The organism is Bradyrhizobium lablabi (assembly GCF_900141755.1).
GTDB lineage: Bacteria > Pseudomonadota > Alphaproteobacteria > Rhizobiales > Xanthobacteraceae > Bradyrhizobium > Bradyrhizobium lablabi_A.
Genome location: NZ_LT670844.1, coordinates 6,380,782 through 6,393,198 on the forward strand (window position 1 = coordinate 6,380,782; position 12,417 = coordinate 6,393,198).

Sequence of the window (12,417 nt, forward strand, 5' to 3'; positions counted from 1 at the left end):
GCGTACGAAGCCGCGCCTTGTCACACCACTTTGGCTTGCTTCAAGCCCGCGATCTCATTTGCCGTAAATCCGAACTCGCCGAGCACCTCGTCGGTCTGCTCGCCGAACTCCGGCGGCCGTGCCGCCATCTTGCTTGGGGTGCGTGACAGCGTGACCGGCTGGCCGACCAGGCGGATATGGCGATCCCCTTCATGGGGAACGTCCTGGGCGATGCCGAGATGTCGGACCTGGGCGTCCTCGAACATCTGGTCGATCGAATAGATCGGGCCGCAGGGCACGCCGGCGGCGTTGAGCTCCCTGACCCAGGTCTCGGTCGATTTCTTCTCGGTGAGCTTGCTGATCTCGGCATTGAGCGCGTCGCGGTTCTTGGAGCGCGCCGGCGCCGTCATGTAATCGGGATGGCTCACAAGCTCGGGCGCGCCGATCGCCTGGGCGCAGCGCTCCCAGATGCGGCCGCCGGTCGTGGCGATGTTGATATAGCCGTCGGAGGTCTTGAATACGCCGGTCGGGATGCTGGTCGGATGGTTGTTGCCGGCCTGCTTGGCGACATCCTTGTCCATCAGCCAGCGGGCGGCCTGGAAATCCAGCATGAAGATTTGCGCCTGCAACAGCGAGGTCTGCACCCACTGGCCTTCGCCCGAGACGTCGCGCTCCAACAGCGCGGTGAGGATGCCGATGGCGCAGAACAGTCCGGCGGTTAAGTCGGCGACGGGAATGCCAACCCGCATCGGGCCCTCGCCGGGGGCGCCGGTAATCGACATCAGGCCGCCCATGCCTTGCGCGATCTGATCAAAGCCAGGGCGCTTGTGATAGGGGCCGTCCTGGCCGAAGCCGGAAATGCTGCCATAGACGATACGCGGATTGAGCTTGCGCACGCTCTCATAGTCGATGCCGAGCTTTGCCTTGACGTCGGGACGGAAGTTCTCGACCACCACGTCGGCCTTTTTCGCAAGCCGCTGGAACACCTCAAGACCCCTCGGGTCTTTCAGGTTGAGCGTCATGGCGCGTTTGTTGCGGTGCAAATTCTGAAAGTCGGAGCCATCACGCGGCCCGCCCGGCTGCTCGCCGGCGGCGTCCTCGAGCAGGGCATCGATCTTGATGACATTGGCGCCCCAGTCGGCGAGCTGCCGCACGCAGGTCGGCCCGGAACGGACCCGGGTGAGATCAAGCACGGTGAAGCGGGACAGGGCCTGCGAGGCGCGTGGAAAGGGCATTTTGGGGGGACTCCGGACAAGATGTGCTGCGAGCGGAATCCTGAACCAGAATGCGCTTCCGGTAAATCCCTAGCCCGATCTTTGCGGCGATGTATCGGTATTCACGCGCGCGGCAGGGCCACTTTCAACGGCAAATTCTTCTCGCCATAGCTCGCAATCGTCAGCTGCCAGTTGGTTTCCCCGTCCTTCGAACCGGTCTGGACGAAACCAAGCCTTTCGAAATGATCGCGCACCAGGCCGTTCTTGGCGGTCGGAATATAGCGGCCGGTGATCTCGGTCATTCCCCTCATGCGGGCCTGCTCGACCAGATATTGCAGGATGGTTTCCTCCACCCGCCTGCCGAGAACGCGGCACGACATGATCCAGGTATCTACTTCCCAGCTTCGGCCGCTTTGGCGGCAGATGACGGCCGAGATCATTCCGTTGTCGCCGAAAATATCCTCAAGACGCGCCTGCAGCGTGAAAATTTCGGGGTTCGACGGCATCGCCGCGATCTCGGCTTCGCTGTAGCGGCGGGTGGTCAGATTGAACTGGTTGGATTTCGAGATCAGCTGGGCAATCCGCTTGTGGCCGGCGCTGTCGAACGGCGCGATCGACAGCGTCATGCCGAGCGAGCGCAGATATTCGTCGTGATCGCCGATCCGCTCCAATTGGGCGGCACGCAAAGCGTTGGCTTTGTAGAAACCGGCGCGGAGCTGGTCTTCTTTCGAGAACGAGGCCTGCTCGAAATATCCGGCGGCCTGAAATACGCTGAGCCAGTCACTAGGATCTTCCGGCAATTCCGGAACCGCGACCGCCGGCAGCGCGTCGCGAACGCGCTTTCGCTCGGCGGGGTTGTCGTCGAGGAACACGAAGGAATCCAGCCCGAGGTCGATCGCATCGGCGATCGTCTTGATGTTGGCCGCCTTGTCTTCCCAATTGACGCGGAAGGCGACGATGTCGTCTTCCTTCAGGATCATCTCGGGATGGTTGCGGAACGCATCGAGCGCGATGGCCTCGTCGTTCTTCGAGGAGACGCACAGGATGATCCCGCGCTCCTTCAACGACAGCGCCATCCGCTGCAGCGCCGCATGGGCCTCGCCGAGCGGACTGCCGCTGCCCAGCGCAAGACCCTCGATGCCGTCATCGCCGACGATGCCGCCCCATATCGTGTTGTCGAGATCGAGAACCAGCACGCGGCGCGATCTTCCCATCTGCGCCGCAAGGATGCGCATGACGTTGTCGGCGTAGAGCGGGATCATGCTGGTCGCAAAGGGATACTTCGCCGCATACCAATATCGTCCCGCCGACCATGCGGAATGTCCCACCAGGCTCGCCAGCGCGCCGACATCGAGCACGAGCCGGGACTCCCCGAGCGCGCGCTGCACCAGGCGCCGGTTGAATTCGTCGGCGAGAGACCTCGGGCTGCCGGGCAGGCCAAGGTCCATGTTGAACTGGATCGCATCGGGATCGCCCGCGAGCGTCTGTAAAATAACCGGACGGCCGGTCGCAGCAGCAGCCACTTCGGCAACCCGCGAAATCCGGGCGATGGCGGCTTCGACCATCTGCGTTGCCGCTGCCTGATCGTCGAGCGGGGAAGTGAGCTTGAGCATGCGGCTGTCCGAAGCCACCAGCACGAAGTCGGGAGGATTTTCCTTCAGCTCGCTTCGGTTTCGCTCGAGCCAAGGCTCGGGCTCTTCATATTCGGCGATCGTGACCTCGAGCAGGAATTTGAACCGCATCGCGGTCCCGATCAGCGCGTCGGAAAGATGTGAGGCGGTGCTGGCCGACAGCAGCAAGATCCGGATCCGCACCAACCCCTGCTTGCGGGCCTCGGCCGCGAAATTCGCCGGCGCCGATTTCAGGATACTTGAGACCTTGCGGCCGAGCAGGCGAAGATCGGCCTCACCCCAGGCCGCCTGCGCCAGCGCCTGCAAGGACATCAGCGCCGCCAGCGGCTCGGCGGGCAGCGATGCGAGGCGCTCTCGCATCTTTCCCGGAGGTCGCGGAAGCCAGGGCAGCGCCGACAGGGGTAACTTTGCCGATGGGTTCATCGACACCGGGGATTCACTCACCGCGAGCGTTCCTCGACCAACTGAACGAACTGCCGTACCGAACTCGTCTGTTCGATCTCCGCGAGGCTGAATTGAATATCGAACTCGCTCTCGATGCCGCTGACCAGCCGGATATGCGCGAGGCTGTCCCAGGCCTTGAGATTTTTCTGGCTCGTATCCGGCGCGATCACCAGATCCTCGTCATCAAGCTCAGCGCGGAAAACATCCTGGAGTCTGGCCAGGATGACGTCGGATGCAGAAAGGTTTTCGGACACGTGCACCATCAATTCGTCGATTGCTTCGAAGGGACAAAAAGCTCCGGTTTCGGAACCGGCTGGATATACATCGTAATGCCCCTGCGACCAAGGGTAACGGCACGCTCGATGAACGGTTTAGCATCGGCCGCCAGTATCCTCAAATTCGACAGCCTGGCATTGGCGCAGATATCCGGGCCGAAATGGCGGCGCAGCCGCTTTGGCCTGATATCGCCAATCCGTCGCCGATATTCGTGCTCGCCGGTCTCCCCGTTGGCCCGCTGCCAGCGATATCGGATGGTGCCGTCGAATACGCCGCGGAAAAATGGCACTTCGTCGAACAGCAGGCATTCCGCGGCGTGCAGGGCGGTCATGAACTCAAATCCGGCGCCGATGCCGAGCATCCGCGCGTCCAATTCGGCGAGCCGGCAGAACGGGCTGTCCTTGCCCCAGGGCATGATTGTGTGATGGTGATCCCTGATCAGAAAATCCGCATTGGGGCCGAGCGCGCATACCGAGGAGGAGAGATGGATGCTTCTGCGCACATCGGGATAGCGGCGAAAGACTTCGCACAGCAGGCCTGTATAGACAGGTGCCCTGTCGACGAGGAAAAGCTTGTCGGGATTCTGGTCGATCGGAAATGCCGGCATCGCGAGCGTGCCACCAGGGCCAAGCAAGTCGCGCAGCAGGTCGATCATTTCAGAGGGCCGCAAGGGAACGTTGTAGAATTCGTTCCACGACGACTGGACCCAGAGCGTTCTGCCGGGCGTCACCCCCAAATCGATCAGCCTTTGCCGCAGCTCCGCGATGGAAACCGGGCGACGGTAGATTCGTTTCGAAAGCCAGAGCTTTTGCTGGCGCACGAAGCCGCGCACGTCGCTCTGTCCCGTAAGCTTCTGGGCAAGGCGTTTAACGGTGGTGCGGAAGGCGCGATACATGTTGGATGCGCATATGTTTCTTCAGGATATGGTTCGGGCCGGTGATCGTCAGCCGCGCAAGGCCTGATCGGGCCGCGCCATTTGCTGCACCTCATATACAATAGGGAGCATCACGTCCAACGCGCGCTCAGCGCTGGCAACGCCGACGGTTGCGGTTTGATCCGTCAGGATTCGGGGCAGGCGGCGGTGGATCACGTGAATACCGGACATGAATTCGTTGAGGTGCTGCGCCAGGACTTCGCCGGCCATCTTCGCCATTGCATATTCCGCGGTCGAGCTGGTCGGCTCGTCGATGGCAACCGTGGAGGGATAGAACATCGCGAGCTTTCGGTTGCGGTTTTCAGCGAGCGCGATGCAGAGATCGGAGAAACCGTCGGCATAGACGCGCAGGAATGCGCGCAGCTTCTCCGGCTCGTATAAAGCCGACTTGCGCTGGAATATTTTTGGGGTCGCGAAATAATAGCAGCAATCGACGACGCCCAGTTTCTGCAGTTGCTCGGCGGCCGGCGACAGCGCATCGTAACGCAGGATTTCGCATTGCGCTCCGGCGCCGCGAATATCGGCTGCGACCCGCTCAGCCGCGTCCTTGCTTTCCATGTAGGTGATGAGGGGATATCCGCCGCCGGCGGCGACGATCTTCGCCGTGACCTCGCCGAGGCCGCGGGAGCCGCCGACAATGAGCGATCGTTGTGCGGCAAACGGGCGGCCGGCGACACGCCTGGATATTTCGGCCATGCCGGGCTGAGACGGCGGCGCCGGGCGCGCGAACGCATCCAGCCGGCCCGCGAGGCCGGCGCCGGAAACATTGATCTGCAGCGATCTAAATCGGGCATCGACCTTCGTTACCGCGTAGGCGAGGGCGCCTTTCGCACCGTCTGCCGGCGCGCAATTCACATCGAGACCGGCAAACAGCGAGTGAAGTCCGGGGCACGCCATGCCCACAATGTAAGAAGTCGCGAGCAGCGCTTCGACGGCGGGCAGGCCGATGGATTCCGTCAGCGCGGGAAATGAGGATCGGGCATCGCCATCGCCGATCGCAACCGCGCCGGTCCGACCCGTGAGTTGCTCAAACCGGAGATCGGCAGGCTCCGAAAGACGGGCGGGCGCTGATTCTCCCGGCTGCACGCTTTCGGCTGCAAATTTTCCGGGCTTTGACGATAGCTTGACGAGCGCAATCACCGTGTTCGCTGCGACGATCTCAAATTCGATCTGCCGGTCTGTCCGATCCTGGATTCTGATGGACACCCGTTCGTCGAGATATAGCGGCTGCAGAAATCTGGCGCGGATGTTGGCAACCCTGAGGAGATAGCAACGCAGCACGGCATCGCTCGCCCAGGCGAGATTGTGGATGCCGTGCACGACCGGCGCTCCGACCTGGGTGCGCCGTGCGAAAGCCTGGTCCAGATGCATCGGATTCCAGTCGGACGAGAGCCGGGCAAAGGCGATCTGATCGTCCAGGTTGAAAATCCGGCTCGCAAGCTGTTCGTCGGTCATCGAGTGTCCTGCATGCTCGTCATTGTGCCGGCAAAGGCAGCGGGTCGGTCGTACGCAGTTTTGCGCGCTCCAGATCCGCAAACGCATCTCGTACGCACCCGGCAATCGCGGGGCTGATACGATCGGGTTTGAAGTGGCCTGATAACCCAAACAGCGGTTGAAATCCCTCCACCTCATAGCCGCCTTGCGGAATCTGTGCCGCGGTCGGAAGGTATCCGAACAGCGCTCCCAGATATCCCGCATAAAGCCGAATCCGCCCCGGCGCGACCGGGACCGCTTCGTCGAGCGTGCGCTGCCATTCGACGCTTGGTTCCGCGGACAGCGACACGATTTCGAGGTCCTCGCCGATCCTGACGGCCTGGGCGGCCAGCATCTTGTCGGGAGTGGAGCCTGTAAAGAACTCGCTGAGAGCAATTCGGGCGGACCCGGTTTGAAGGCTTGCGGGCGAAAACCTTTGGACGGGCTTGCCTTGCGCGATGGCGCAGACGCCTTCGGCCAGACTCTGGCTCCAGCGTGTCCAATCATCCGCGGACGGAGGCACAAACAACGGGCCCGACATGATGAGGCGGATCATTCGGCGAAAACGCTCGCGCCAACCGTTGCGGCGTGCGGAAGTTTTGATGTTCGGCCGGGTATCACCGCAAAACCCTTGCGCGAAGACGCATGGGATTTCGCCAAAGCGCGCGCGCAGCGCGCGGCGTACCGCGCCGGGGTAGTCGGCGCTGATGACATCCTGCGGCACGGCGGCCGTCGGATGGCAGGTGTAATGCCAAATCAGGCCGACGACTTTGCCATTCGATGCCCTCAGCAGGGCGACGGTCGCCTGCTCGTCCCTGGGAGCTGACGGGTTCGGTGCGAACGCGATGCTCGTAAACCTCAATCCATACATTCGCCCGTAGGTCGGGAATGGCCAAAAACGGCGGCGGCTGACGGAATGATCGAGCCTGCCCCGAAAAACCTCAAAGCTGACTTCCGCCGGTTGTCGCTGCTGAATTTGGCGCACAAGATTTTCGGCGGCCGCAGCGAGGTCGCCCACGAAGGCGGTGTCGGGTATCCCGAGACGCTCGCAAGCCTGATCGGTCGCCGGCGCCGTGTGGGTATGCGATGCCAACAGCATTACTTCGTCGGGCTCAAATCCCATCCGTTGAAGTTTGGCGAGAATTGCGTCCTGAAGCTCGGAGCCGACGATCATGAGATCGAAACTGAAGATGAGGCAGCGCTGCGCGGCGCATTCCAGGAGGACGGCCGATATTTCGATCGGGTCGAGGATCGTCGTGACCGGCGCTTTGCGCATAGCATCTCCGGCGAGCCGGACCGGACGGTCTCGCGGGGTCACGTCGCATGAGGCCGTGCGCGCAAACAATTTCGCCGAACGTTCCCTTTGATGGTTAAGATGTGCCGTGGCTGGCAATCCCTGAACTCTATGAAATTCCGGTGCCAAAATCGAGGGCCTCTTGTCTGATCCCCCGCGGCACAATAAGGCTTTGTCCTGATTATCGACCAAGAGGAAATATGTCCAGTAAGCGCTCTTTGGCAGCCGCATCTCACCGGGACGCGTCCCCTGCGCCGCAGATGCAAAGTGCGATGTCGTTCCGAGCCCCGCGCTGCGAGGACGCGTGACGCCCTCTTCAAGCCGCGCACGCCGCATTTTTGGCGGCTGGTCGGCCAACGTTGTCCAAGTGCTGCTTGCGCTTACGCAGCAAATCGTGCTGATTCCGCTTTTCCTCAAATATTGGTCAAGCGATACCCTATCGGCGTGGCTGACAATCTTTGCCGCGGGAAGTCTGGTTCTTGCGGCTGACGGCGGCTTGCATGCCTGGTCGCTGAACCGTTTTCTTGCGTTCAAGTCGCGCGCCGATTGCGATCGCCGGACCAGCCGCTATTACGGCGCCGTGTTTCAGCTTTTCGTCTGGTTTACGACGCTGTTTGCATTGCTGCTGCTTGTGATTTTCGGACTGGTTTCGCCGGCGCGCGTGCTTGGATTCCGGGCCGAACAGGGCTTTGACCTGCCGTTCGCCATCATGACGCTGGGCACGGTTTTCACGCTGCCGATGAATTTGGCGGGCGCGCTATATCGCGCGCGTGGACTCTATGGGCGAATAGTGACGGTGCAGGCGTGGGGGATGGCGTTCGGCCAACTGGCCCAAATCATCGGCGTCATCGCAACCGGCAGTCTGTTGGTCGTCGTCATTGCCTATGCGGCAGGACAAATCGCGACGGCGCTATACGTCCTGTTCGTGGACGTGCGGCGGCAATTTCCCTTCATCGGAGATTTTCGTCAACGGATCTCGTGGCGCTGGAGCGCCGCCCAATTCGTTGGCGCCTTCCCGTTTGCCGTCATGAATTTTGCCGAGGCAGGGCTCACCTATATTTCCGTTCTACTGATTGGCGTTTTTGTTTCCGACCGTATTGCCATCGCGCAGTGGGGATTGACCCGCACCATCGTCGGCCTGCTGAAGGGGCTTTGCTATCAGATGGCGCTGCCGCTGGCGGCTGAGCTCGGACACGATCACGCGGTGGGCGCCCGCGACAGCCTGCAGCGTCTCTATGCCAGGGGATCGGTCGTGCTGATGTTATTCGCGAGCGCGACCACATCCGGCGCGCTGGTGTTCTGGTCGGATTTCTTCGCGATCTGGACTCACGGTTCCATTCCCTTCGATGCGACGCTCGCGACCACGTTGCTTCTGGGCATGTGTGTCGGAGCGCCGGCTATTCTGGCGCTCAGCTACGCAAATTACAGCAACCGCGGCACCCTCTTGCTGTGGACCAAGTCCCTGCAGCTGGCAATATTTCTGATTTTGTCGCTGGTCTTGATCCCTCGTCTCGGCCCGTTGGGAGCGGCAATCGCGTTGGTATCGAGCGACCTGATTGCCCAATTTGGGGTTTTGTTCACGATCATCGTGGGTGAAACTCTAAAGCACCCGATACGGCACACGGTGTTTCTCGCGGCGGTGATGGTGACGATCGTCGCGGGCGGAGCGGCTATTGGTGAGGTGATCAGACATTTCCTGCCCGGCAGCGGCGTGATGCATTTTCTCATCGAATGCACGCTTTGGCTGGTCGCGGCCGCTCTGCTGGCGAGCCCGTTGGCGAAAAAGCCGCTTCGTGACAAGCTAGTGGAAGCGATCCCGCGTTAGACAGCGGCTGCTATTTCGTCGCGAGCTTATTTCGTTGCAAGCTTATTTCGTTGCAAGCAACGCGACGCCGCTGCCGAGCTTTCTGGCAAAGGGAATGCAGTTGCATATGGCGTCATCGACATCCGCAACCCAGGCAGCCTGCGGAACCGACAGCACGAGGCCAGCCTTTTGCGCCACGATGGCGGGATAACGCGTCAGCGATCCATGCTGAACATATCTGGCGTCCGCGAAAGCCTTGTAAATCGGGGATACGCGGGCCTTGTCGAGTGGTGAACAGAAGGCATTCGGCTCGCGCTTGCCGAAGATCTTGGTTCCCAGCGTATAGCCCGGCGCGCGCCAGGGTTCGATCGCGGCGAACTTGCCGCCCGGGGTCAGAATTCTCGCCATCTCCAGAAACGCGACCTCGGTGCGCATATGGTGGACGCAGCCGCCGACATAGCAAACATCCACGTGGCGATCTTCGATCGGGATTTCTTCCGCGATGCCGACGAGGCAGCGCAGCCGGTCCTTGAAGCCGAACAGCGCGGCCAGCTCCATGGCGACGCATGCCTCGCCGTGCATCGGCGTCAGCAGCATCGCTTCCGAAGCGCCTGCCATCAATAGCAGGACGGCGACGATGCCCTTGCCGCCGATCTGGATGACGCGCTTCCCCTTGACCGGCCCGATGTGGCCATAGCAGTCGCGCTCGGCCGCGATATCGATCGTCTCGGAGAACCACGTGCTGGATTCCGGGAATGGTCCTCGTTCCGCTTCCGAAAGCTTGCCGATCGAACCCAGATGGCGAAGGCCCGCGGAATCGCTGTTGTCGAGGGTGCCCTGGTCGCGAATTTCCTTGGCGTGTGCGTAGCCGGCCTTGTTATAGAATTCCATCTCGCTATAGGCTTCGTCATACTGGGGCGAGCGGACATTGCGTGGCCACGGCAATTGCTCCGTGACCGCCTCCGGTCCGAGCAGGATCGGGATTTTGTCTTTTACCGGATAGCTGATGCTGCCATCGGCCGTCGTCAGATGATCGGCGGCAAGCGTCGTTAGCGGTCGCTTGGTAACGGGGCATATGAGGCCGGAAATATTCATCTCCGCCACCCTCAGCGCGGCACTTCGCTGTCAGAAGCCGTTACCCCGAGATTGGCTTGCCGGATGAGATATTGTCCATAACCGGTCGCTTTCATGGGCTCAGCCAGCCGCAGAAGCTGTTCGGCATCGATGAAGTTCTGGGCGAACGCGACCTCCTCGGGACAGGCGATTTTCAGGCCTTGGCGCTTCTCGACAATGTGGATGAACTGCGAGGCTTCCAACAGGGATTCATGGGTGCCCGCATCGAGCCATGCGTATCCGCGGCCAAACCGCTCGGCATGAAGCTCGCCACGCTCGAGGTACCATTGGTTCAGATCGGTGATTTCGAGTTCGCCCCGCGCCGACGGCTTCAACTCGCGCGCGACATCGACCACGCGCGCGTCGTAAAAATAAAGACCGGTGACGGCGTAATTCGACTTCGGCGCTTTCGGTTTCTCGACGATGCGTAACGGCCGATGGGAGGCGTCGAACTCAATCACGCCGTAACGTTCGGGATCGTCGACCCAGCATGCAAATACGGTTGCACCGCGCGATTGCTGTGCGGAAGCGCGCAACAATGCGCGCAGATTGTCGCCATAGAAGATGTTGTCGCCGAGGATCAGCGCCGACGGCTTGCCGGCAAGGAACTCCCGGCCGATCAGGAAAGCTTGCGCAATACCGCCCGGATGGTCTTGGATCGCATAGGACAGCGCGATCCCCCATTGCCTGCCGTCGCCGAGCAGGCGCTTGAATTGCTCGATCTCTTCCGGCGTCGTGATGATGAGGAGCTCGCGGATGCCGGCCAGCATCAGCGTCGTCAGCGAGTAATAAATCAGGGGCTTGTCATAGATCGGCAGCAACTGCTTCGATGTCGCAAGCGTCAGCGGATAGAGCCGCGTTCCCCGGCCTCCCGCCAGAATTATTCCCTTGCGATCCATTAGCTGCGGCTCTCTTTGGCCCGACGAATGTTGGAGCGGCCTCGTTAACATGCGCGATTGCGCAACTCAAAATGCTTTCGCCGCGAGTTGCCACCTTGTCGGCCGCATCAACGCGCTCGGAGGCATCGTCCGAGCGAGTAGGGGCCCGCTCAATAAACATAAATATATCAATGGTTTATATGGCGATCCCGCTCGGATTGCGAGTCGGTGAAGGGTGCTATAGGAATGGTTCTGCGGCGCTTTGGCAAAGAGATTTCCGTAAATCGCCCGGTGCATTCCCGCAAGACCCGACTGATAACGCATCATGGCAAAGCGCGTCTACTGCACCTACTTCGATCACAATTACCTGTCGCGCGGCCTGGCGCTGTATCACTCACTTCAGCGGCACGCGCCCGGCTCTCGCCTGTGGGTGCTTTGTCTGAGCGAGGCCTGTTATGCGGCGCTGGTCGCGCTCGATCTGCCCAATCTCATCCCGCGGCGGCTGGAGGATTTCGAAGCCGCCGATCCGGAAGTCGCGGCGACGCGATCCAATCGCAGCGTGATCGAGTATTACTTCACCTGTTCGCCGGCGTGGCTGCTTTTTGTTCTGAAGAACGAGTCCGATGCGGAGTGGACGACCTACCTTGACAGCGACTTGTATTTCTTTGCGCCGCCGGAACCGATTTATGCGGAACTGCAGGACGCCGCGGTGGCGATCATTCCGCATCGTTATGCCGCCAAGCTCACCAAGCTGCAGAAATTTGGAACTTACAACGTCGGATGGGTGGGGGCGCGGAACGACGAGGATGGCATTGCGGTCATGGAATGGTGGCGCGAGAAATGCATCGAATGGTGTCACGACTATGTCGACGGCGGGCGCTTTGCCGATCAGGGGTATCTCGACTCGTTCTCAAGCCGCTCCTCGAGGGTCAAAGTGATCGAGAACATCGGCGCCAACCTCGCGCCCTGGAATATCGGCAATTACCAGATCGAGTTTCGCGAGGGCAAAGTTTGGATCGATCGAACGCATCCTCTGATATTCTTCCACTTTCAGGGGCTGAAAAAAGGCCTGGGCTGGTTTTTCTTCAACAGCCACAGGCGCTATCGAGCGCCGTTCTCCAGAGATGTGCGCGGCCGGATTTACCGGCCCTACATCGACGAATTGCTGACGATCGAAAACGCCGTAAATCCGGTTTTGCGGGTGTCCGACGCAAAGCCGTATAGTCGATCGGCAATTCCGGATATCAGACATTACCTCAAGAGCAAGATACGGGCGATCGTCACACGGTCGCTGCAGCTGCTGGACGTCGTCACCGGGCGGGCATTTCTTGTGTTTCGCGGAACGGCGTATTAGCGGAAGGAGCGTTGGATGCCGGC

At 60.9% G+C, this 12,417-nt stretch carries 10 protein-coding genes; 2 read left to right on the plus strand and 8 right to left on the minus strand.

Translation table 11 applies throughout. From position 1 onward, the window contains the following. Positions 1-20: 20 nt before the first annotated feature. The 6 genes from B5526_RS29480 to B5526_RS38540 form a co-directional block, all read right to left on the minus strand. The gene (locus tag B5526_RS29480) at positions 21-1,214 is read right to left on the minus strand and encodes a CaiB/BaiF CoA transferase family protein (protein ID WP_079543280.1); all 1,194 of its coding nucleotides are present in this window, start codon (positions 1,212-1,214) and stop codon (positions 21-23) included. A gap of 101 nt (positions 1,215-1,315) precedes the next feature. Then, positions 1,316-3,184, minus strand: coding sequence for an HAD-IIIC family phosphatase (locus tag B5526_RS29485; protein WP_172842135.1), 1,869 nt, complete (start codon positions 3,182-3,184; stop codon positions 1,316-1,318). A gap of 80 nt (positions 3,185-3,264) precedes the next feature. Continuing rightward, positions 3,265-3,522: an acyl carrier protein gene (locus tag B5526_RS29490; protein WP_172842136.1), complete on the minus strand. Its 258-nt coding sequence runs from the start codon at positions 3,520-3,522 to the stop codon at positions 3,265-3,267. 8 nt (positions 3,523-3,530) lie between these two features. Beyond that, a complete protein-coding gene (locus B5526_RS29495; protein WP_079543283.1) occupies positions 3,531-4,439 on the minus strand; it encodes an AAC(3) family N-acetyltransferase in 909 nt (302 codons plus the stop codon). Between the two features lie 48 nt (positions 4,440-4,487). Beyond that, entirely contained in the window at positions 4,488-5,933 is a 1,446-nt protein-coding gene (locus B5526_RS29500; RefSeq protein ID WP_172842137.1) for a MaoC/PaaZ C-terminal domain-containing protein, read from the minus strand. A 19-nt stretch (positions 5,934-5,952) separates the two neighbouring features. After that, positions 5,953-7,227 carry a hypothetical protein gene (locus tag B5526_RS38540; RefSeq protein WP_172842138.1) on the minus strand — a complete coding sequence of 425 codons (1,275 nt, stop codon included), beginning with the start codon at positions 7,225-7,227 and terminating at the stop codon, positions 5,953-5,955. Positions 7,228-7,549: 322 nt separating this feature from the next. On the opposite strand from B5526_RS38540, the gene B5526_RS29515 reads away from it, so the two are divergent. Beyond that, positions 7,550-9,070, plus strand: coding sequence for a hypothetical protein (locus B5526_RS29515; RefSeq protein ID WP_154071521.1), 1,521 nt, complete (start codon positions 7,550-7,552; stop codon positions 9,068-9,070). 42 nt (positions 9,071-9,112) lie between these two features. On the opposite strand, the gene B5526_RS29520 is transcribed toward B5526_RS29515, so the two are convergent. After that, entirely contained in the window at positions 9,113-10,144 is a 1,032-nt protein-coding gene (locus tag B5526_RS29520; RefSeq protein ID WP_154071522.1) for a methyltransferase domain-containing protein, read from the minus strand. A gap of 11 nt (positions 10,145-10,155) precedes the next feature. After that, positions 10,156-11,061 (minus strand): glucose-1-phosphate thymidylyltransferase RfbA, encoded by a 906-nt coding sequence (gene rfbA / locus B5526_RS29525; protein WP_079543289.1) that lies wholly within the window; start codon positions 11,059-11,061, stop codon positions 10,156-10,158. Between the two features lie 304 nt (positions 11,062-11,365). Here rfbA and B5526_RS29530 point away from each other — a divergent pair, with 304 nt between their 5' ends. Beyond that, positions 11,366-12,394 carry a hypothetical protein gene (locus tag B5526_RS29530; RefSeq protein WP_079543290.1) on the plus strand — a complete coding sequence of 343 codons (1,029 nt, stop codon included), beginning with the start codon at positions 11,366-11,368 and terminating at the stop codon, positions 12,392-12,394. Positions 12,395-12,417 lie beyond the last annotated feature (23 nt).